18 protein-coding genes are annotated in these 20,764 nt (G+C 64.9%); 15 read left to right on the top strand and 3 right to left on the bottom strand.

What is annotated here, in order from left to right; all coding sequences use genetic code 11:
- Positions 1-74: 74 nt before the first annotated feature.
- The 4 genes from BRSPCE3_RS23090 to BRSPCE3_RS23105 all read left to right on the top strand — a co-directional run bounded on the left by BRSPCE3_RS23090 (position 75) and on the right by BRSPCE3_RS23105 (position 5,780).
- Positions 75-881, top strand: coding sequence for an MBL fold metallo-hydrolase (locus BRSPCE3_RS23090; protein ID WP_244068550.1), 807 nt, complete (start codon positions 75-77; stop codon positions 879-881).
- Positions 882-966: 85 nt separating this feature from the next.
- Positions 967-2,829 (top strand): molecular chaperone HtpG, encoded by a 1,863-nt coding sequence (gene htpG / locus BRSPCE3_RS23095; RefSeq protein WP_244068551.1) that lies wholly within the window; start codon positions 967-969, stop codon positions 2,827-2,829.
- Positions 2,830-3,211: 382 nt separating this feature from the next.
- On the top strand, positions 3,212-4,417 hold the full coding sequence (gene zigA, locus BRSPCE3_RS23100; RefSeq protein WP_244068553.1) for a zinc metallochaperone GTPase ZigA: 1,206 nt from the start codon (positions 3,212-3,214) through the stop codon (positions 4,415-4,417).
- Positions 4,418-4,628: 211 nt separating this feature from the next.
- Positions 4,629-5,780, top strand: coding sequence for a DUF3095 domain-containing protein (locus tag BRSPCE3_RS23105; protein ID WP_244068555.1), 1,152 nt, complete (start codon positions 4,629-4,631; stop codon positions 5,778-5,780).
- A gap of 64 nt (positions 5,781-5,844) precedes the next feature.
- Here the strand turns inward: BRSPCE3_RS23105 and BRSPCE3_RS23110 are convergent, their stop codons facing one another.
- The 3 genes from BRSPCE3_RS23110 to BRSPCE3_RS23120 form a co-directional block, all read right to left on the bottom strand.
- Entirely contained in the window at positions 5,845-6,288 is a 444-nt protein-coding gene (locus BRSPCE3_RS23110) for a DUF2147 domain-containing protein (RefSeq protein ID WP_244068557.1), read from the bottom strand.
- Between the two features lie 150 nt (positions 6,289-6,438).
- Entirely contained in the window at positions 6,439-7,824 is a 1,386-nt protein-coding gene (locus BRSPCE3_RS23115; protein ID WP_244068559.1) for an MATE family efflux transporter, read from the bottom strand.
- A 135-nt stretch (positions 7,825-7,959) separates the two neighbouring features.
- Positions 7,960-8,490, bottom strand: coding sequence for a GNAT family N-acetyltransferase (locus tag BRSPCE3_RS23120; protein WP_244068561.1), 531 nt, complete (start codon positions 8,488-8,490; stop codon positions 7,960-7,962).
- 139 nt (positions 8,491-8,629) lie between these two features.
- On the opposite strand from BRSPCE3_RS23120, the gene BRSPCE3_RS23125 reads away from it, so the two are divergent.
- The 11 genes from BRSPCE3_RS23125 (at position 8,630) to tilS (ending at position 20,596) form a co-directional block, all read left to right on the top strand.
- A complete protein-coding gene (locus BRSPCE3_RS23125) occupies positions 8,630-9,229 on the top strand; it encodes a superoxide dismutase (RefSeq protein ID WP_021078629.1) in 600 nt (199 codons plus the stop codon).
- A 200-nt stretch (positions 9,230-9,429) separates the two neighbouring features.
- Entirely contained in the window at positions 9,430-9,816 is a 387-nt protein-coding gene (crcB, locus tag BRSPCE3_RS23130) for a fluoride efflux transporter CrcB (RefSeq protein WP_244068563.1), read from the top strand.
- Positions 9,817-10,452: 636 nt separating this feature from the next.
- Complete coding sequence (gene tolQ / locus BRSPCE3_RS23135) at positions 10,453-11,166, top strand: protein TolQ (RefSeq protein WP_016846954.1); 714 nt, start codon at positions 10,453-10,455, stop codon at positions 11,164-11,166.
- Between the two features lie 43 nt (positions 11,167-11,209).
- Complete coding sequence (locus tag BRSPCE3_RS23140) at positions 11,210-11,677, top strand: biopolymer transporter ExbD (protein WP_028340645.1); 468 nt, start codon at positions 11,210-11,212, stop codon at positions 11,675-11,677.
- A 30-nt stretch (positions 11,678-11,707) separates the two neighbouring features.
- Complete coding sequence (locus BRSPCE3_RS23145) at positions 11,708-12,640, top strand: protein TolA (RefSeq protein WP_244068565.1); 933 nt, start codon at positions 11,708-11,710, stop codon at positions 12,638-12,640.
- 72 nt (positions 12,641-12,712) lie between these two features.
- A complete protein-coding gene (gene tolB, locus BRSPCE3_RS23150) occupies positions 12,713-14,047 on the top strand; it encodes a Tol-Pal system beta propeller repeat protein TolB (protein ID WP_244068568.1) in 1,335 nt (444 codons plus the stop codon).
- Positions 14,048-14,231: 184 nt separating this feature from the next.
- Entirely contained in the window at positions 14,232-16,556 is a 2,325-nt protein-coding gene (locus BRSPCE3_RS23155) for an EAL domain-containing protein (protein WP_244068570.1), read from the top strand.
- A gap of 172 nt (positions 16,557-16,728) precedes the next feature.
- Positions 16,729-17,463 carry a hypothetical protein gene (locus BRSPCE3_RS23160; protein WP_244068572.1) on the top strand — a complete coding sequence of 245 codons (735 nt, stop codon included), beginning with the start codon at positions 16,729-16,731 and terminating at the stop codon, positions 17,461-17,463.
- 272 nt (positions 17,464-17,735) lie between these two features.
- On the top strand, positions 17,736-18,218 hold the full coding sequence (gene pal, locus BRSPCE3_RS23165; RefSeq protein ID WP_244068574.1) for a peptidoglycan-associated lipoprotein Pal: 483 nt from the start codon (positions 17,736-17,738) through the stop codon (positions 18,216-18,218).
- 251 nt (positions 18,219-18,469) lie between these two features.
- Entirely contained in the window at positions 18,470-19,510 is a 1,041-nt protein-coding gene (ybgF, locus tag BRSPCE3_RS23170) for a tol-pal system protein YbgF (protein WP_244068576.1), read from the top strand.
- Positions 19,511-19,561: 51 nt separating this feature from the next.
- Positions 19,562-20,596, top strand: a complete 1,035-nt coding sequence (gene tilS / locus BRSPCE3_RS23175) for a tRNA lysidine(34) synthetase TilS (protein ID WP_244068577.1) — start codon at positions 19,562-19,564, stop codon at positions 20,594-20,596.
- The last annotated feature ends 168 nt before the right edge of the window (positions 20,597-20,764 follow it).

Raw genomic sequence — 20,764 nt, forward strand, 5'->3', positions numbered from 1 at the left:
CCACTGGACATCACGGGCCTGCGATCTGGCGGGCCGCTCGATTTGCGCTATCTGTTCGGCGTGGAGGATCGCCAATGCCCCTGTGGACCTGCGAACAATGCGGTGCGCAATTTCCTGAAACCGCGACGCCGCCGGCAGCTTGCCCGATCTGCGAGGACGAGCGGCAATATGTGAACTGGAAGGGCCAGGTCTGGCTGACGCGCGAAGAGCTCGCGCAACGGCACAAACTGGTCTGGCGCGACGATCTTGGTTTGGTTGGATTGGCACTCGAGCCGTCATTCGCGATCGGGCAGCGTGCGCTGCTGGTGCCCGACAGCGGCGGCTGCGTGATGTGGGACTGCGTGCCGCTCGCGACGGAGCAGGCGATCGCGCATGTACGCGCGCTCGGCGGCCTGAAGGCGATTGCGATCTCGCATCCGCATTATTATGGCGCGGTCGCCGACTGGAGCGCTGCGTTCGACGATGCGCCGGTCTATCTGCATGGCGACGATGCGCAGTGGGTGACGCGGCCTTACTCCTCGATCGTGCCGTGGCAGGGCGACAGCCACCGCATCTCCGACAGCATTCTGCTGGTGCGGGGCGGCGGGCATTTCGCCGGCGCCACCATGCTGCATTGGCGCAAGGGCGCCGACGGGCGCGGCGCGCTGCTGACCGGCGACATCGCGATGGTGGCGATGGATCGCCGCTCGGTCAGCTTCATGTACTCGTACCCGAACTACATCCCGCTCAATGCCACGGCGGTCCGCCGCATCGCGCGCACGGTCGCGCCGCTGGCCTATGATCGGATCTACGGCGCCTGGTGGGGCAAGAACATCGCGAGTGACGCCAAGGCGGCGTTCGACCGTTCGGCGGAGCGCTATATCGCGGCGATCTCGGATTGAAGGTTCCCCTCACGTGGCTTGCCACGCGACGCGATCGCGCTATATCAGGGCTTTCCCGCCACCTCAGGTTTGTCCGAGTTTCCGCATGACCACCACTGCTGCCGCCGAATCCCAGCCGTTCCAGGCCGAGGTTGCCGAACTGCTGCACCTGATGGTGCATTCGGTTTATTCCGAGACCGATATCTTCCTGCGCGAGCTGATCTCGAACGCATCGGATGCCTGCGACAAGCTGCGCTACGAGGCGATCGGCAATCCCGGCCTGATCACCGACGGTACGCCGCCCGAAATCAGGATCGTGCCGAACAAGGCGGCCAACACGTTGGCCGTGGTCGACACCGGCATCGGCATGGAGCGCCAGGAGCTGATCGACAATCTCGGCACCATCGCGCGCTCCGGCACCAAATCGTTCCTGTCGAAGCTGACGGAAGCCAAGGACGGCGCCAATCTGATCGGCCAGTTCGGCGTCGGCTTCTATGCCGCCTTCATGGTCGCCGAGAAGATCGTCGTCACCAGCCGCCGCGCCGGCTCGGACGAGGTGTGGGTGTGGACGTCGGAAGGCGGCAGCGGCTTCGAGATCGCCCCCGCGAGCGAGGAGGCCGCCCAGCGTATCATGCGCGGCACCGAGATCGTGCTGCATCTGAAGAAGGACGCCGCTAAATATCTCGAGGCTTACGAGATCGAGCGCATCGTCCGCGAATATTCCGACAACATCCAGTTCCCGATCCTGCTGGTGCCGGAGGAGGGCGAGCCGCGCCAGATCAATTCGGCGAGCGCGCTGTGGCAGCGTTCGAAATCCGAGCTGACGCCGGAAGATTATGCGCAGGCCTACAAGCAGATCGCGGGCGCGTTCGACGAGCCGGCGATGACGCTGCATTACCGTGCCGAGGGCCGGCAGTCCTACGCCGTGCTGCTGTTCGCGCCGTCGCAAAAGCCGTTCGACCTGTTCCAGGTCGAGCGCAAGGGAAAGGTCAAGCTCTATGTCCGCCGCGTCTTCATCGCCGACGACGCCGAGCTGCTGCCGGCGTATCTGCGCTTCATCCGCGGCGTGATCGACAGCGAGGACCTGCCGCTCAACATCTCGCGCGAGATGCTGCAGAACAATCCGCAGCTCGCGCAGATCCGCAAGGCCGTCACCAGCCGCGTCGTCGGCGAGCTCGAGGCGCTGGGCGAGAAGGAGCCGGAGACCTTCGCAAAGATCTGGGACGCGTTCGGCCCGGTGATCAAGGAAGGCCTGTGGGAAGACTTCGAGCGCCGCGAGAAGCTGCTGGCGCTGGCGCGCTTCACCACGACGTCCGGCGAGAAGCGCTCGCTGAAGCAGATTGTCGACGACTTCAAGCCGAACCAGACCGAGATCTATTATCTGGTCGGCGACAGCATCGAGCGGCTGAAGTCGAACCCGAAGCTGGAATCGGCGCGCGCCCGCGGCATCGAGGTGCTGCTCTTGACCGATCCGGTCGATGCATTCTGGACCTCAGCGCCGATTGATTTCGGCGGCAAGCCGTTGAAGTCGCTGAGCCAGGGCGATGTCGATTTCGGCCTGATCCCGCTCGTCGACGACAAGCAGGACAAGACGGACGAGCCGCAGGCCGATGCCGCGACCACGATCGCCGCGATCAAGGACGCGCTTGGCGAGCGCGTTTCCGACGTCCGCGCCTCGCAGCGGCTGACCGCGAGCGCATCGTGCCTGGTCGCCGGCGGCGACGCGCGCGACCGCGCGCTGGAGCGGCTGCTCGCCCAGCAGAACCGCGGCGAGATCACCAAGCCGGTGCTCGAGATCAATCTGCGCCACCCGCTGGTCGCAGCACTTGCGGCTGACACCGCGCAGGCGAAGGATCTGTCGCTCCTGCTGTTCGAGCAGGCGCAGATCCTCGATGGCGAGATGCCCGACGATCCTGCCGCCTTCGCCAGCCGCATGAACCAGCTCGTGCTGCGCGGATTGGGGAAGTAGCCGAAGTTCGTAGCCCCCTTGCCCCGTCATCCTAAGATGCGAGCTCTTGCGAGCCTCAAGGGTGCACGGCCCAGCTGTTGCCGCGGGGCCGCGCATGCTTCGAGACGGCCTCTGCGCGGCCTCCTCGGCATGACGAGACTGAGCTGCTCGTAGCCCGGATGAAGCGAAGCGCAATCCGGGGACAGGTCCATCCATGGATAGCGCGGCCCCGGATTTCGCTGCGCTCCGTCCGGGCTACGCATTTGTGAGAACGGCAAACTGACCGCGCCTCGGCCCAGGCGCTTGACAAGTCCATGCCTGAATGTTGTTATGTTATAACATTACATAGTCCAGTGCCCCATGTCCCGCCGCCGCCCATCCCTCCAGCAACTGTTTGATCTCGATGCCAAAACTCCCCGTCACCATCTTGTCCGGCTTCCTCGGGGCTGGAAAGACCACTTTGCTGAACCACGTCCTGACCAACCGCCACGGCCTGAAGGTTGCGGTGATTGTGAACGACATGAGCGAGGTGAACATCGACGCCGACCTCGTTCGCGATGGCGGTGCGAACCTGTCCCGGACTGATGAAAAGCTGGTCGAGATGAGCAATGGCTGCATCTGCTGCACCCTGCGCGACGATCTGCTGCAGGAGGTCCGCGCGCTGGCCGAGAGCGGCCGCTACGATTACCTGCTGATCGAATCCACCGGCATCTCCGAGCCATTGCCGGTCGCCGCGACCTTCGAGTTTCGCGACGAAGATGGCCGGAGCCTGTCCGACGTCGCGCGGCTCGACACCATGGTCACGGTGGTCGACGCCGCCAATCTCCTGAAAGACTATGCCTCGACCGATTTCCTCAGCCAGCGCGGCGAGGCGCTCGACGGCGACAAGCGCACGCTGGTCGATCTGCTGGTCGAGCAGATCGAGTTCGCCGATGTCGTGGTGCTGAACAAGGTCGATGCCGCGACGCCGGCGCAGCGCGAGGCCGCCCGCACCATCGTGCGCGCGCTCAATCCGGACGCCGACATCGTCGAGACCGACTTCGCAAAGGTGCCGTTTGACCGCGTGCTCGACACCGGCCGCTTCGATCATGAGCGCGCGCAGCAGCATCCGCTCTGGCACAAGGAGCTCTACGGTTTTGCCGGGCATGTGCCGGAGACCGAGGAGTACGGCATCACGAGCTTCGTCTATCGCGCGCGGCGCCCGTTCGACCCGCTGCGCTTTCACGGCTTCCTGCGCGAGAGCTGGGGCGGCGTGATCCGCGCCAAAGGTCATTTCTGGATCGCGACGCGGCCGGACTGGTGCGGCGAGCTGAGCCAGGCAGGCGCGATCGTTCGTACCGAAGGCCTCGGCTCATGGTGGGCGGCGATCCCGCGCGAGCACTGGCCGGATCATCCGGATTGGCGGCTGATGATGCAGCGGAGCTGGAACGATCTCTACGGCGATCGCCGGCAGGAGTTGGTGTTCATCGGCTCCGGCATGAACGCGGACGAGATCCGCCGCCGTCTCGATGCCTGCCTTGTTGCCGGCCGACCGGGCATGGACCCGCAGACCTGGGCAACGTTGCGTGATCCGTTTCCGCCGTGGAGGAGGGCAGGCGAGGCGGCGTGAGCCCTCTATCCCCGTCATTCTGAGGAGCGCGTAGCGCGTCTCGAAGGATGCACGGCCCGGCTGGTGGCCGTCGACCCTTCGAGACGCGCGCAAGGGCCCGCTCCTCATGGTGACGGGACCTCGCTCGATCCTTGCCTCCCTTTCAAAACCTGATCGCAAACTGCGACGTATCTGCTAGACAGCCCCTTGGCGGAAACAACACGGCGTTGCGATGGCTGGCGGCAGCGAGATCTTCTACGGCGGGATTCCGGTGTTTCGCGGCTTCGCGCGCCTGATGGATCCGGCACTGTATGCGCCGCTGCCCGATGACTGGAGCGTCGGCGTCGCCGACATCGTGGAGTCGACCAAGGCGATCGCGGCGCAGCGCTACAAGGCGGTCAACATGGCCGGCGCCGCGGTGGTCGCCGCCGTCACCAATGCGCTGGATGGCCGTGAATTTCCCTTCGTGTTCGGCGGCGATGGCGCGAGCTTTGCGGTCGCGCCTGCCGATCTCGCCAAAGCGCGCGAGGCGCTGGCGGCGACCGCGCGCTGGGTGCGCGACGATCTTGACCTTGTGCTACGCGTGGCGTTGGTGCCGATGGCCGCGATCCGTGCCGCAGGCGCCGATGTGCGCGTCGCGCGCTTCGGGCCGTCGGCCAACTTGTCCTATGCGATGTTCTCAGGCGGCGGTCTGGCTTACGCTGACGCCGCGATGAAGCGCGGCGAGTTCGCGGTCGATCCGGCGCCTGAGGGGACGCAGCCCGATCTGTCCGGCCTGTCCTGCCGCTTCGAGGTGATGCCGTCCGCGCGCGGCGTCATCCTCTCGGTGCTGGTGCTGCCGGCAAAAGGCGCCGATCCGGCTTCCTTCCGTAAAGTGATCGAGGACCTCGTCGTCCGCATCGAGAAGAGTCCCGATGCCGGCAGGCCGGTGCCGCCGGGCGGCCCGCCGCTGCGCTTTCCACCGCAGGGCATCGAATACGAAGCGCGCGCCAAGCGGTTCGGCGGACCGCTGGCGCTGCGGCGCGCCGCGGTGCTGGGCTTTGCGTTCTGGGCCTTCGTCGTGTTTCGGCTCGGCCTCAAGGTCGGCAAATTCGCGCCAAAGCTCTATCTGCAGCAGGTGGTCGAGAATTCCGACTTCCGCAAGTTCGACGACGGCCTGCGCATGATCCTGGATTGCACGCCGGAGCTCGCCGCCGAGATCGAGCAGCGCCTCGTCGCCGCCGCCGCGCAGGGCATCGTGCGCTACGGCCTGCACGAGCAGGATGCGGCGATGATGACCTGCTTCACGCCGTCGGTGATGCGCGCCGACCACGTCCACTTCATCGACGGCGCCCGCGGCGGCTACGCCTCGGCCGCCACCGTGCTGAAGACGCGCGCGGTGTAGGTGTTTTTCTAGCCTCTCCCCGCACCAGCGGGGCGAGGGCGCGCAGTCCCGTCGCGGCTCGGCTTTACCGCCCGACGCGTGACCAGGTCTCGCCGCCGCACAGCGCGCCGACGCAACCTTCGACGCGGAGCGTGCTTTCGCCGGTCACCGTGACGCTGCTCGCATAGGTGCCGCCGTCATCGGCATTGTAGATCTGGCCCGACCATTTGCCTGCGGCCACAGGCTGCATGCCGGAGAACAGCGACAGCCCAATGATCGGCCGGTTGGCCAGCGACGGATTGGGATTCTTGTTGTCAACCTGCGGCTTGCCGGTCATCGGATCGATCGGATCGCGCAGGCTCACCACCACGCCGCAGATGCCGCCGCCGCATTTGCTGATCCTGACGCGGGCATCGCCCGCCTGGGTCTGCCAGATGCCGAAAGGCTCAGGCGCGCCCTGAGCATGTGCGGCAGGCGCGGCGAGTGCCGTCGCGATGATTGCGATCACGAATCCGAATTTGCAGGCCATGGCTATTCCCCAAGAAGTCGGCCTGCATAACAAGTCGAAAGATTTCTGCAATGTCATATTCGCGCGATCAGGCGCCCGGTGCCCGGAAAATTTTGCTGCTTTCTTCCCCGGATGGTCATGCTCGGGCAACGCGCCTTTGCACCACGATAGTTATCCCCAGCGGGCCAGCTTGATCGATATGATGGTGGCGAGGCCGAACGCCACCATGGCGCCGCCGACCAGTGCGAACAGCGTCCATGCGGGGGCGCTCGCGGCGGCGAGCCACCAGCCGCCGATGCCGACCAGCAGCAGGCGGATGGTCCCGGCGAGCACCGGGCCGCCGACCTTGGCCGCACCTTGCGAGGAGAAATAAAGGCAGACGCCGACGCCGAAGAAGCCGAAGGCAGGGCCGGCCAACGCGAAATAGGACGAGGCGGCCGCCGTCACGCCGGGATCGCTGGTGAACAGCGCAATCCAAAGCGTCGGCTTGAGTGCGACGACAAACCCAACCAATCCAACGACAAGTCCGGCAACCGTGCCGGCGGTCCATGCCACCTTGCGGGCCCGCGTCACGAGGCCCGCGCCGATTGCCATGCCGACCATCGGCACCGAGGCGACGCCGACCGCGAACGCGATCGGGATCAGCAGGAATTCCAGCCGCGAGCCCATGCCGTATCCGGCCAGCGTCTCGGTGCCGAACCCGGCGAGGATTTTTGTGAAGATCAGGATGGTCAGCACGCTTTGCAGCGGCGACAGGCATGAGATCGCGCCGACTTCCAGGATGTCCAGGAACATCGCGCGCTGGAAGCTGAACGCAGCGAAATCGAGCTTCAACCGGCTGCGGCCGCTGCCGAGATACCAGGCGAGGAAGATCGCGCCACACGTGAACGCCGTGAGCTGGCCCGCGGCGACGCCGCGCATGCCGAGACCAGGCATGCCGAACAGCCCGAGACCGAGCACGCCGCCAACCGCGATCTGCGTCAACGAGACGCCGATCAGCGTCATCGAGGGAACGCGCATGTCGCCGGTGCCGCGCACGACGGAGGCGAGCGTGTTGACCAGCCAGATCGAGATCGCGCCGGAGAACAGCACTTGCGAGTAGTGCATCGACTGCTCGAGCACACCGTCGCGTCCGCCGAGCAGCGCATAGAAGTTTTGACCGAAGCCCAGCATCATCACCGTGAAGAACAGCCCGGCGCAGGCGCCGATGATGGCCGCATGCAGCGCCAGATCGGCGGCACGGTCGCGGTCACCGGCGCCGAGCGCGCGGCTGATCGCCGACGAGACGCCGCCGCCCATCGCGCCGGCCGACATCATTTGCGTCAGCATCGCAAACGGAAACACCAGCGCAATGCCGGCCAGCGGCTCGGTACCGAGCCGGCCGATGTAGGAGGTCTCGGCGACTGCGACCAGCGTCGAGCCGAACATCGCGATGGTGTTGGGGACCGCCAGCCGCAGCAGCGTCGGCAGGATCGGCGCCGTCAACAAATGATCGACCGGGACCGCAGGCGTGGCCGCGGCGGGGCTGATGTCGTCGATCGAGGCATCGATGGTCATGCGTCACGGCTCACTTCGCAAGCGGGAGAGGGCGCACTGCAATTCGACGCCAGTGAACCAGGCTCGCAATCAATAAATGATGATTGACATGTTACGAGTCTGGAGAGGTCCTCGCCACCCGCACCCGCGCAGGGGTCACCACGGCAGGCCGCATAGGTCGATCTTGCCCTGGCGCGGCGCGCGGACGATGTCGTTGACGAACGGCGCCATTGCCTCGAAGCGAATCTTCCCCGAGGGCTGCTCGCAAGTGACATCGCCGGTGAAAGGATGCCAGCCGCGCGCCTGATAGAATGCGAAATTGTGCGGCTCGCAGAATAAGATTGCAAATTTCACCGCGTCATTGGCACGAATGGTGTGCACGGCGGCATCTAACGCGAGCGACGCATAGCCGCGCCGCCGGCAGTCCGCGCGGGTCGCAACCCCGCCGATGCCGCCGACATGCACCTTGTGGCCATTCCAGGTGATGGTCCGGAAATAGATACCGACATGGCAGGCCAGCCCGCCGTCGTCGGGCGCGTCGAGAAACACGCGCAGATCGGCGTGGGCCCATTCGATATCGGCCCAAGGCTTGTTCTCCATGACATCAGGGCTCCAGACCGCCCGCAGCAGCGGCTCGGCGCGCCGCCACGACGCATCTCCGTTGAGAATGTCGATTTCGATGCTCATCGCGTTGGGTCCTGGTCCGGTCTTCGGCTGTGCCGATCTGTCATACACGATCCGAAAATGCGGTGTTTCTCCGCCGTGGAACCTTCTATAAGGGGGACCCGTTAAGTGTAGTCTCCCACCCTCTGTTGGACATTACCCCATGACCTTCACGCTACCCGATCTGCCCTACGCCCACGACGCCCTTGCGCCTTACATGTCCAAGGAAACGCTGGAGTTTCACCACGACAAGCATCATCAGGCCTACGTCACCAACGGCAACAACGCGATCAAGGGGACCGAATTCGAAGGCAAGTCCCTCGAGGAGATCGTGAAGGGCTCGTTCGGCAAGAACGCGGCCGTCTTCAACAATGCCGGCCAGCACTACAACCACATCCACTTCTGGAAGTGGATGAAGCCGAATGGCGGCGGCAGCAAGCTGCCCGGCCGGCTGGAGAAGAAGATCAACGAGGACCTCGGTGGCTTCGAGAAGTTCAAGACCGACTTCGCCGCTGCCGGCGTCGGCCAGTTCGGCTCCGGCTGGGCCTGGCTGCAGGTCAAGGGCGGCAAGCTCGAGATCGCCAAGACCCCGAACGGCGAGAACCCGCTGGTCCACGGCGCGGTGCCGATCCTCGGCGTCGACGTCTGGGAGCACTCCTACTACATCGACTACCGCAACCGCCGTCCGGACTATCTGAAGGCGTTCGTCGACAGCCTGGTCAACTGGGATTACGTCGACGAGCTGTTCGGCAAGGCCGGCTGATCTTGTCATTCCGGGGCGACGCGCAGCGTCGGGCCCGGAATCCATCGGGCCGCACGTTCGGTGGATGAATGGATTCCGGGTTGGGTCCTGCGGACCGCCCCGGAATGACGGCGAGAGTTGTTTTGGAAGAGGGCGGCAGGATCAACTGCTGCCCTTTTTGTTTCCTTGCGACTGTCGCGGCCCTGCGGCACAAAGCCCGCATGGGGCAACTCACAAGCTATCTCCTCGTCTTCTTCGGCGGCGGCCTCGGCGCAACCCTGCGGCAGCTGATCAACGTCACCTGCGCGCGCTGCATCGGCACCGCGTTTCCCTATGGCACCTTCATCATCAACATCACGGGCTCGACCGTGATGGGCCTGATCGCCGGCTATCTCGCCTTCAAGGGCGAGGCCTCGCAACCGTGGCGGCTGTTCCTGATGACCGGCATCCTCGGCGGCTACACCACCTTCTCGGCGTTCTCGCTCGACACCGCGCTGCTCTATGAGCGCGGCGAACTCGGCCTTGCCGCGCTGTATGTGGCGGGCTCGGTGGCACTGTCGATCATGGGATTGTTTGCCGGGCTTGCGATCGTGCGGCATTTGACCTGAGTCTTTCTCCATCGTGAGGTGCGCACGCCTCGCAGGCTCCCTCTCCCCTTGCGGGAGAGGGTGGGGAGAGGGGTGGCCCCGGGCGAACTGATCGATAAGTGCACCGCTCTCGCAACTTGTTCGCTTGTCGTCGTGACGAATACGGAGAGGCCGCATCGTGTGGCACCCCTCTCCCCAGCCCTCCCCCGCAAGGGGGGAGGGAGCCCTGCCCGATGCGTCCCTCACGCGCGCCCGCTGGGGCCGCGATGCCGTTCATCACCGCGCGCGGTGGCTATGGGGTCTTGGCTTTCGCCAGGACGACGCAAGGGGAGGAGGCGCCCGCGCCCAAACGCCGCAATCCATTCATCTCCGGAACCCGCCAACCGCCTCCGCCACTGGCGTTTCCCGCCCTCAAATTTCCCTTTGGTAACCTCGCCTTAACCATGATTAGCGTTTGGTTAGGGTCGGAATGCCGCGTGAAAAGCCCTCGTTTTGACATCTTGGCAGGGGAAGCAGGGCCCGGCTTTGGACGGGCCCCCCATGCGACAGATGTAAGAGGCTCTCGCGCAGTTTTGCCGCGCCGGGCGCGCGGCCGTGGAAGGGGTGCCGATTGGCGGCCCGCCTGATTGGGACACTTGCGTTGAGAGGATATTGCCGATGAATCCCGCCGACGTGGCGCAGTCAACTCTGCCACTGGCATCGAGCGACGTGTCGCTCATCGCGTTGTTTTGGCAGGCCCATTGGGTCGTCAAATGCGTGATGTTGGGACTTCTGTCCTGCTCGGTGTGGGTCTGGGCGATCGCGATCGACAAGATCCTGCTTTACGCCCGCACCAAGCGGGCGATGGACAAGTTCGAGCAGGCGTTCTGGTCCGGCCAGTCGATCGAGGAGCTCTACCGGGCGCTTTCGGCCAAGCCGACCCAGTCGATGGCGGCCTGTTTCGTGGCGGCGATGCGGGAGTGGAAGCGCTCCTTCGAGAGCCAGTCGCGGTCGTTTGCCGGTCTGCAGGCCAGAATCGAGAAGGTCATGAACGTCTCGATCGCCCGGGAGGTGGAACGGCTGGAACGCCGGCTCCTGGTGCTGGCGACCGTCGGCTCGGCCGGCCCCTTTGTCGGCCTGTTCGGCACCGTCTGGGGCATCATGTCGAGCTTCCAGTCGATCGCGGCCTCGAAAAACACCTCTCTGGCGGTGGTGGCGCCAGGTATCGCGGAAGCGCTGTTTGCCACCGCAATCGGCCTGATTGCCGCAATTCCGGCGACTATTTTCTACAATAAGTTCACCTCGGAGGTGAACCGGCAGGCCGCCCGCCTGGAGGGGTTCGCCGACGAGTTCTCCGCCATCCTGTCGCGTCAGATCGACGAGCGGGGCTGAGATCAATGATGGTCACGATGGTCACTGTTGTGAGCGTACGATCATGGCGATGAGCATGGCAGGGTCTGGCGGCGGTGGCAGACGCCGCCGCGGGCGCAAGCCGGTCATGGCCGAGATCAACGTCACGCCGATGGTCGACGTGATGCTGGTGCTCTTGATCATCTTCATGGTCGCGGCGCCGCTGATGACGTCGAATATCGACATCGACCTGCCGGTCGCGAGCGGCGGCAAGTCGATCTCGTCGAACCAGCCGCCGCTGACGCTGTCGGTCAAGCGCACCGGCGGGGGCTGCAACTCGAATGTCGAGCTCTATCTCGGCGACGCGCCGGTCACGGCCGCCGATTTTCCGGCCAAGATCAAGGCGATCGGGGACGCCCGGTCGGATGCCGAAAAAGTGGTCTATCTGCGCGGCGACAAGGATGTCTGTTACACGGATATGATGAAGTTGCTCGGGGAGGTCCGGGCCGCGGGATTCAAGGCGAATATCGTCATCATCCCGGAAGGCGGATAACCACCATGCCAAGGCACGGGGAAGCCTGATTTGAAGGTCAAGGTCGACAAGACACTGGCGGCGTCGATTGCCCTGCACGTCCTCGTGATCGGGTGGGGCCTCGTGTCGTTTTCGACCAGAGCATACGTGATGCCGGAAGAAGAGTCCGTCGCGGTTGACGTGATCTCCGCCGATCAGCTGTCGCACGTCATGACCGGCCAGAAGGACGGCAAGAAGGAAAATCCCAAGCCGCTGGTCGACAAGGTCGCCGAGGCCAAGCCGGTCGACGACACCGTCGGCAAGGTTGACGAAAAGAAGCCGCCGGTGGTGACCGAAACTGCGCCGCAGCCGGCGCCGAAGGTGGAGAAGCCGGAAGACAAGAAACCGGATCCGCCGAAGAAGGTCGAGAACAAGCCAAAGGAAGAGCCGAAGCCGGTCGAGAAGAAGCCCGATCCGGTGAAGCCTGACCCGATCGCGGAAGCGATCAAGAAAGAAGAGAAGAAGCCGCCGCCGAAGCCGGTCCAGCAGGCCGCCAAGCCGCCGCCGGAGCAGAAGCCGAAAGAGCGCACCTTCGACCAGAGCAAGATCGCTGCCCTGCTCGACAAGCGCGATCCGACGCGCGCCGCGGCGACCGGCGATGCGCTCAATGCCAACGCTGCGCTCGGCACGGCGAAGGGCAAGGCCGCCGACAACTCCGCGACTTGGGGGGCGATGTTCAAGCAGCAGGTCGAGCGTTGCTGGAAGAAGCCCTATGGTGGCATCGAGGCACAGCAGACCGAGGCCGTTTTCGAGATCAAGTTGAACCGTGAGGGCAAGCTCGAAGCGCCGCCGGTGCCGGAAGGCACACCGGGAACGCCCTATTTGCGCGTCTATCAAGAGAGCGCGCTGCGGGCGATCATCGAATGCCAGCCGTATAAACTGCCGGCCGCTTTCTTCGAGGAATGGAAGTATTTCGCGCCGGTGTTCACAGAACGGAAGACCTGAGGACAACCGCGTCGCCTGGCCAACGGCAAGCAAAAGTTACCGACAATGACCAACACGAATGATTTGCGGACCATGAAATTTCGCCTCGACCGTCGACAAATGATCTCCGGACTCGCCGCCGTCGGCGCCCTTGCTGGAAGCCGGAGCGCTTTCGGGCAGGCTGGCCCGAAGCGAATTCCGATTCCGGAAGGCGAGTTCGCCCCGGTGCCGATCGCGATCCCGAACTTCGCGGCCGGCACGCCCGGCGACGCCGAAGTCGGCGTCGGCGTCACGCAGGTCATCACCAACAACCTGAAGCGCAGCGGCTTGTTCGCGCCGATCGATCAGGCCGCCTATCTCGAGAAGCAGATCAACATCGACGCGGCGCCGAACTTCAACAACTGGAAGAGCATCAACGCGCAGGCGCTGGTGACCGGCCGCATGACGCGCCAGAGCAACGGGCGCGTGAAGGCGGAATTCCGCCTCTGGGACGTCAACACCGGCCAGCAACTCGCCGGCCAGCAGTACGACACCTCGGCCGAATACTGGCGCCGCATCGCGCACATCATCTCCGACCAGATCTACGAGCGGATGACCGGCGAGAAAGGCTATTTCGATACCCGCGTCGTGTTCGTCGACGAGAGTGGCGCCGCCGACCGTCGCGTCAAGCGGCTCGCGCTGATGGACCAGGACGGCGCCAATGTGCGCTATCTGACTCGCGGCTCGGACCTCGTGCTGACGCCGCGCTTCTCGCCGTCGACCCAGGAAATCACCTATATGGAATTCGGGCAGGGCGACCCGCGGGTCTATCTGCTCAACATCGAGACCGGCCAGCGCGAGATCGTCGGCAACTTCCCGGGCATGTCGTTCTCGCCGCGCTTCTCGCCCGACGGCCAGCGCGTGATCATGAGCCTGCAGCAGGGCGGCAACTCCAACCTGTTCGTGATGGATCTGCGCTCGAAGTCGATGACGCGGCTGACCGATACGCCGGCGATCGACACCTCGCCGTCCTACGCGCCCGACGGCACGCGGCTGTGCTTCGAATCCGATCGCGGCGGCAAGCCGCAGATCTATGTGATGCCGGCAACCGGCGGCGCGGCACAGCGCATCTCGTTCGGCGACGGCACCTATTCGACGCCGGTGTGGTCGCCGCGCGGCGACTACATCGCCTTCACCAAGCAGGGCGGCGGGCAGTTCGCGATCGGCATCATGAAGCCCGACGGCTCGGGCGAGCGGATCCTGACCTCGGGCTTCCACAACGAAGGCCCGACCTTTGCCCCGAACGGGCGCGTCGTGATGTTCTTCCGCGATCCCGGCGGCAATAGTGGCCCGTCGCTGTTCACCATCGACGTCTCCGGGCGCAACGAGCTCAGGGTGCCGACGCCCGGTTTTGCCTCCGATCCCGCGTGGTCGCCGCTGCTGTCGTGACACTCACGCAGAGCTGCTCAGGGGAACCCCGGGGCGCTCAGCACTTCTTACCTAGCGCACTGAATCTTATGCCGAATTTCGGCTATCAATGGGCCGTGGCAAGGACTCGCTAACGATATTCCCTCAGAAAGACTTCACCTGCGATCAGTAAGAGTGCGAGCTGAAAAGGACGCGCGCTCTCACAATGCAGTTTGCAAGTCAGACGGGAGAACCGGACCAGTCTATGTCGCCGACGATATCGGCGGCGCTGGTCGATTCCCTGTTCATGAACCCCGCGCCCATGGTCTTCGGCGCTTTCGGCCCCGCCATTGCGGGCGCCGTGATTGCGTTCGTCACCGGCAATCTGTTGTCCTGGCTGTGCGTGCCGCTGTTCATCGTGGTGGGTCTGGCGCGCGCGTGGCAGATGTACCGCTACCAGCAGCGCAATTCCCGGCTCACCGTCGAGGAGTCCGAGGCGTGGGAGAAGCGCTACCGGATCGGCAGCCTCGCCTACGGCATTGCGCTCGGACTGTGGGGCGCCGCCGTCCTGGTCACGACCAACGATGCCGCAGCCCACATGCTCTGCGTGACGACCGTGGTCGCCTACACTTCGGCGGGGGTCGGACGCACGTTCGGCCGGCCGCAGATCTTCCATCTGCATCTGTTGATGTCGATCGGTCCGCTGATCGTGGCGCTGATGTATGTCGGTGGTCCCTATCACATCGCGCTTGCGCTGCTCAGCCTGGTGTTCTTCAGCGCCATCCGCCACCTCACCACGAGCCTGCAACGGATCTACGTCAATGCCTGGATCGCCAAGGAGCGGGAGGCGGCGCTGGCGGGCCAGTTCGATACCGCGCTCAACAACATGCCGCACGGCCTGTGCATGTTCTCCGCCGACGGCCGCCTCGCGGTGATGAACCACCGCTTCATCGAGATGATGCAGCTGTCGGAGGATTTCGTGCAGCGCGGCGCCAGCGCGACCGACATCTGCAATGCCTGCGTGCTGTCCGGTGCGATCTCGGCCGCCGCCGCGCAGCAGATCCTCTACGAGATCGAGAGCTCGCAGCGCGGCGACATCGTCACCAGCGACCCCGATCCGGCGCAGAACCGTTCGCTCGACTGGACGTTCCAGCCGATGGCCGGCGGCGGCACGGTGGTGCTGGTCGAGGACATCACCGAGCGCAAGGACGCCGAGGCCAGGATCAGCCACCTTGCCCGGTATGACGAACTCACCGCGCTGCCCAATCGGGTCAATTTCCGCGACGAGATCGGCCGGCTGCTCGCCATGCAGCACGGCGAGCATCGCTCCGCATTGCTGTTCGTCGACCTCGACCAGTTCAAGCAGGTCAACGATACGCTCGGGCATCCCTGCGGCGACCAGCTACTCTGCGCGGTCGCCGAACGGCTGCGCGAGATGCTGCGACCGGAGGATTTCGTTGCGCGGTTCGGCGGCGACGAGTTCGTCGTGTTCCAGCAGAATATCCACTCGCACGAGGACGCCGCCGCGCTGGCGCGGCGCATCGTCGACCGCCTCAGCGAGCGCTACAAGATCGACAATCATCTGGTCGAGATCGGCGCCAGCGTCGGCATCGCGATGACGGCGCCCGGCGTCGGTGCCGACACCCTGCTGAAGAACGCCGACATGGCGCTCTATCGCGCCAAGGCCGACGGCCGCGGCACCTTCTGCTTCTTCCGCGACGAGATGGCGCAAACCGTCGAGGCCCGCCGCATCCTCGAGCTCGATCTGCGCAAGGCGCTGGCCAACGAGGAATTCGAGCTGTTCTATCAGCCGCTGATCAATCTGAAGTCCGGCAAGGTCTCGACCTGCGAGGCGCTGCTGCGCTGGAACCATCCGGCGCGCGGCACCGTCTCTCCGGTCGACATCATTCCGGTCGCCGAGGACATGGGCCTGATCGTCGACCTCGGCCGCTGGATCCTGCGCAAGGCCTGCATGGAATGCATGAAGTGGCCGGAAGCTGTCAGCGTCGCGGTCAATTTCTCGCCGCAGCAATTCCATCAGCGCGACGTGCTGAGCGAGGTTCGCTACGCGCTCGAGGTCTCCGGCCTGCCGGCGCACCGTCTCGAAATCGAGATCACCGAATCCTCGCTGCTGCACAACACCGAGCTGACCCACGATGTGCTGTCGCAGCTGCGTTCGCTCGGCGTGCGGATCTCGCTGGACGATTTCGGCACCGGCTACTCGTCGCTCAGCTACCTGCACAATTTCCCTCTGCAGAAGGTCAAGATCGACCGCTCTTTCCTCGAAGGCATCGACAGCGATCGCCCGTTGACCCTGCTGCGCGGCGTGGCGCGGCTGTCGGCGGATCTCGGCATGTCGGTCGTGGTCGAGGGCATCGAGACCAATGAGCAGCTCGAACTGATCAGCGCCGATGGCGCGGTGACCGAGGCACAGGGATATCTGTTCAGCCGGCCGGTTCCCGCGGTGCGCATCCGCCAGCTGCTCAACGCCTCGCATGGCCGGCGGACTGACGAGCAGCTGCACGTGGTTCCCTCGCGCTCGATTGCTTGATCCAGCGCAATAAGCTCAATCGACAGTTGTGATAGCCCTCGACTGCACGATTTGAAGTGCACCCTTGCGGTCACAGGTTAACTGTATTGCCTCGATTGCTTTGACGAAAATTAAGAAGCTGTTAATCTTTTGGCTCGCGCGTTGAAGTTGTTGGGTTGTTAGGGAGTACTGCATGAGGTCCGCGGCCGAAGCCATCAAGCCCGCGACAGGAAGGCTTGCGGACCCCCTCGACCAAGTCGACTACCGTCTCGCTCAGACCCCGGAACAGAAAGACGAGATCTACCGGCTTCGCTATCGCGCCTATCTGCGCGAAGGCGCGATCCGGCCCTCGGCGGACGAGCGCATTGTCGATGCGTTCGATGATGCGCCGAACGCCTGGGTGTTCGGCGTCTATCTGCATGGCGAGCTTTGCAGCTCGATCCGCATCACCGTGGCGACACCGGAGTGGCGCTCCTCGCCGACACTCGACGTATTCGGCGACATACTGCTGCCGAAGCTCGATCAGGGCCTTGTGTTCATCGATTCGACGCGCTTCGTGGCCGATCCCGAAAAGGCGCGGAATAATCCGGAACTGCCTTATGTCACGGTGCGGCTCGGCTCGACCGCCGGCGTGCATTTCAATGCCGATTACGGCCTCGCGCCGGTCCGGCCGGAGCACATGGCGTTCTATCGGCGCGTGTTCCTGCACGAGACCTGGTCGGAGCCGCGGCTCTATCCCGGGCTCGTCAAGCCGGTCGGCCTGATGGCGTCGCATCTGCCGACGGTGCGGGAGCGCGTGCTTGCCCGCTATCCCTTCCTGCGCTCGAGTGCCTTCGAGCGGCGGATGCTGTTCGATCGGGAAGGTCAATTGCAGGCCGACGGGATGGTCCGGCCGTTCGAGCGTGCCTCGATTGTGCCGAATCCCTGAGAAAATCGGCATTCTGATCGATCTGACGCCGACCACCTGTTGCGCGCGGGTCGAATTGTCCTGCAAAAGCGGCCGGTTCCCGCGAACCTTGCCTTCCCTTCACCATCGCGCCACATTTGCCACCCATTAACCATCGGGGGCGCTTTTCGCCATTGCCTGGCATTTGATGGGGTCTAGCAAGGTCTCGTCAAGGTTGACGGAACGTTCGCTTAACCATCGCCCTGTAGACCGATTGGGTAGTACGAAGAGCGTGAGCGTTGGAGGCTCCGGGAATGAATTATCTCCAGGGTATGAAGCTGGTTGCGGTTCTGGCGGTGGCGCTGTCGATGGGGGCCTGCGCCAACAAGAACGGCATGGGCGCCGATGGTGCGATGGCGAGCGCCGCGACCCCGGGCAGTCAGCAGGATTTCGTGGTCAATGTCGGCGACCGCGTGTTCTTTGAGAGCGATCAGACCGATCTCAGCCCGCAGGCGACTGCGACCCTCGACAAGCAGGCGCAGTGGCTGCAGACCTACAACCGTTATTCCTTCACCATCGAAGGTCATGCCGACGAGCGCGGCACGCGCGAATACAACATCGCGCTCGGCGCCCGCCGTGCCCAGTCGGTTCGCTCCTACCTTGCCTCGCGCGGCATCGATCCGAGCCGCATGCGCACGATCTCCTACGGCAAGGAGCGCCCGGTCGCGGTTTGTAACGACATCTCCTGCTGGTCGCAGAACCGTCGCGCCGTCACCGTGCTGAACGCCAGCTCCTGAGGCGATCCTCGATCGATTTTTTCAAGCCGGCGCCTTCGGGCGCCGGTTTTGCTTTGGCTGCATGCAGGCCCCGGCGAGGCCTTCATCAAGATGAACGACACTGCGCCCAATTGGCCGCTTGCTTGTTCCAGCGTCCGTACTAAACCGGTGTCCGCGACGCCGTCCCGGATTTGAAGTGCCAGTCACAATTCCGGCGTACTCCGTCTTTCAATGTCGCTCGCTTTTCACGTCGATCTCGTCGTCAGGGCAAAATGTCATCCAGGCTTCATTTTCTTTCCTCCGCCGCGGCGATCGCGGCGCTGTTCGCCGTTTCCGCACCAGTGTTTGCTCAGTCCGACGATTCCGATGCCGAAATGCGGATCGAGCGGCTCGAAAACCAGCTGCGGCAGCTGACCGGCCAGAACGAGGAACTGCAATACCGCAACCGCCAGCTCGAGGAGCGGCTGCGTCAGCTCGGCGGCCAGCCCGGCGCACCCGGACAGGCTCCGGCAGGTCAGCCCAATGTCGCGGCGGTGCCGCCGGCGCAGCAGCCGCAGGCCTATCCGCAGGCGCAGCCGGGCTACGCCCAGCCGCAGCAGGGGTATGGGCAACCGCAGCAGGGCTACGGCCGCCAGCCGCAGGGCGGCTATGACCAGCAGCAGATCGCGAGCCCCGCGCCGATCGTGCAGGAGTCGGCACCTGCGGCGGCTCCCGGCCGCCGCAGCCGCGGCGATGCCTTCGATCCGAACCAGAACCCGAATGCTCCGGGGGTGCCGCGCGCGCTCGGCGGCGGCCAGATGCCGATGCCAAGCGATGCGCAGGTCGGCGCTCCGGGCGGTCGCGGGGCGGGCGAGCCGCTCGAACTCGGCAACACCAGTCCGCAGCGAGCTCCCGGCGCAAGCGCGGCCCTGACCACATTGCCGCCGTCGGCCACCTCGAAGGACGAGTTCGATCTCGGCATCGGCTACATGCAGCGCAAGGACTATGCGCTTGCCGAAGAGACCATGAAGAACTTCGCCCAGAAGTATCCGAGCGATCCGCTGGTGGCGGATTCGCAATACTGGCTCGGCGAAAGCTATTTCCAGCGTCAGCAGTATCGTGACGCTGCGGAAACCTTCCTCGGCGTGACCACCAAGTTCGACAAGTCCGCGAAGGCGCCCGATGCCTTGCTGCGGCTCGGCCAGTCGCTGGCGGCGCTGAAGGAAAAGGAAGCCGCCTGCGCCGCGTTCGGCGAGATCACGCGCAAGTACCCGCGCGCCTCCGGCGGGGTCAAGGCTGCGGTTGACCGCGAGCAAAAGCGCGTGAAGTGCTAAACCAGCACGGGAAGGCCGCTTCCGGCCTTTCCCCGACCTGCTGGTTCTGTGATGCCCGACGACCAATCCGCCATCCCGGCAAGGGACGCCAAGCGCCTGTTCGCAGGCCTCGCGCGTGCGCCGGCGATCGTGCTTGCGGTGTCCGGCGGTCCGGATTCAGTCGCGCTGATGTGGCTGGCCGCACGCTGGCGCCGCGCGCTGACGCAGGGACCGCGGCTGGTGGCGGTCACCGTCGATCACGGCCTGCGTCCGGAGGCGTCGCGCGAGGCGCGTGACGTCAAGCGGCTCGCGCACAGTCTCGACCTGCAGCATCACACGCTACGCTGGCGCGGGCCCAAGCCCGGCACCGGCGTCCCCGCGGCCGCGCGCGAGGCGCGCTACCGCCTGCTCGTGCAAGCCGCGCGCAGGCACGGCGCCACGCATATCCTGACCGCGCACACCCGTGACGATCAGGCCGAGACGCTGTTGATGCGGATGCTCCGTGGCAGCGGCGTCGCCGGCCTCTCGGCGATGGCGCGCGAGACCGAGCGCTGCGGTGTCATGCTGACGCGGCCGCTGCTCGATATCGCCAAGGCGCAGCTGATCGCAACGCTGCAGAAGGCGCGCATCGGATTTGCCGACGACCCGACCAATCGCGATCCGTCCTTCACGCGGCCGCGGCTCCGCGCACTGATGCCGATGCTCGCGAAGGAGGGCGGCGACGCGCGGAACCTGGCGCGGCTTGCCGCGCGGCTCGCGCGCGCCAACGCCGCGCTGGAGCTGCTGGTCGACGGCGCCGAGCGCAATCTTGCGTTGAAAAGCGAGGATAACTCCGGCACCGGATTCGATGCCGCGCTATTCGCGGCGATGCCCGAGGAGGTCCGCCTTCGTCTCCTCAAGCGCGTCATCGACCGCACCGGACATGAGGGGCCGGCCGAGCTCGGCAAGGTCGAAACCCTGCTCGGAGCGCTCGATGAGGCCTTGAACGGGGCTGTGGGACAACGCGAATCCAAGCTGAAACAGACGCTTGCCGGAGCCGTCATCAGCGTCGTCGCCGGCCATATCAGGATCAGCCCGGCGCCGCCCCGCCGGACACGTTCCCGCTAAGCCGGGTTCGATTGTTTCAATCGCTGTCATAATCCGGCAAGGGGGCTTAACCACCCCGGAAAAACACCGGATTCAGCGCCATTTTTTGACCGGGAATCGCGCTAGGATGCGGTAAATAGTCGTGCGTGGTTCCCTTGGCATCGACCCCAGCGGCACCTAGATTGTAAG

This window comes from Bradyrhizobium sp. Ce-3, assembly GCF_022835695.1.
In the GTDB taxonomy this organism is placed as follows: domain Bacteria; phylum Pseudomonadota; class Alphaproteobacteria; order Rhizobiales; family Xanthobacteraceae; genus Bradyrhizobium.

Excerpts from the sequence above, each read along its gene's own strand:
- BRSPCE3_RS23105 (WP_244068555.1), top strand. The coding sequence starts at position 4,629 with ATGGCTGGCGGCAGCGAGATCTTCTACGGCGGGATTCCGGTGTTTCGC.
- BRSPCE3_RS23110 (WP_244068557.1), bottom strand. The coding sequence starts at position 6,288 with ATGGCCTGCAAATTCGGATTCGTGATCGCAATCATCGCGACGGCACTC.
- tolQ (WP_016846954.1), top strand. The coding sequence starts at position 10,453 with ATGAATCCCGCCGACGTGGCGCAGTCAACTCTGCCACTGGCATCGAGC.
- BRSPCE3_RS23160 (WP_244068572.1), top strand. The coding sequence starts at position 16,729 with ATGAGGTCCGCGGCCGAAGCCATCAAGCCCGCGACAGGAAGGCTTGCG.
- BRSPCE3_RS23115 (WP_244068559.1), bottom strand. The coding sequence starts at position 7,824 with ATGACCATCGATGCCTCGATCGACGACATCAGCCCCGCCGCGGCCACG.
- BRSPCE3_RS23140 (WP_028340645.1), top strand. The coding sequence starts at position 11,210 with ATGGCGATGAGCATGGCAGGGTCTGGCGGCGGTGGCAGACGCCGCCGC.
- pal (WP_244068574.1), top strand. The coding sequence starts at position 17,736 with ATGAATTATCTCCAGGGTATGAAGCTGGTTGCGGTTCTGGCGGTGGCG.
- tilS (WP_244068577.1), top strand. The coding sequence starts at position 19,562 with ATGCCCGACGACCAATCCGCCATCCCGGCAAGGGACGCCAAGCGCCTG.
- htpG (WP_244068551.1), top strand. The coding sequence starts at position 967 with ATGACCACCACTGCTGCCGCCGAATCCCAGCCGTTCCAGGCCGAGGTT.
- BRSPCE3_RS23120 (WP_244068561.1), bottom strand. The coding sequence starts at position 8,490 with ATGAGCATCGAAATCGACATTCTCAACGGAGATGCGTCGTGGCGGCGC.
- tolB (WP_244068568.1), top strand. The coding sequence starts at position 12,713 with ATGAAATTTCGCCTCGACCGTCGACAAATGATCTCCGGACTCGCCGCC.
- BRSPCE3_RS23090 (WP_244068550.1), top strand. The coding sequence starts at position 75 with ATGCCCCTGTGGACCTGCGAACAATGCGGTGCGCAATTTCCTGAAACC.
- crcB (WP_244068563.1), top strand. The coding sequence starts at position 9,430 with ATGGGGCAACTCACAAGCTATCTCCTCGTCTTCTTCGGCGGCGGCCTC.
- BRSPCE3_RS23155 (WP_244068570.1), top strand. The coding sequence starts at position 14,232 with ATGCAGTTTGCAAGTCAGACGGGAGAACCGGACCAGTCTATGTCGCCG.
- ybgF (WP_244068576.1), top strand. The coding sequence starts at position 18,470 with ATGTCATCCAGGCTTCATTTTCTTTCCTCCGCCGCGGCGATCGCGGCG.
- zigA (WP_244068553.1), top strand. The coding sequence starts at position 3,212 with ATGCCAAAACTCCCCGTCACCATCTTGTCCGGCTTCCTCGGGGCTGGA.
- BRSPCE3_RS23125 (WP_021078629.1), top strand. The coding sequence starts at position 8,630 with ATGACCTTCACGCTACCCGATCTGCCCTACGCCCACGACGCCCTTGCG.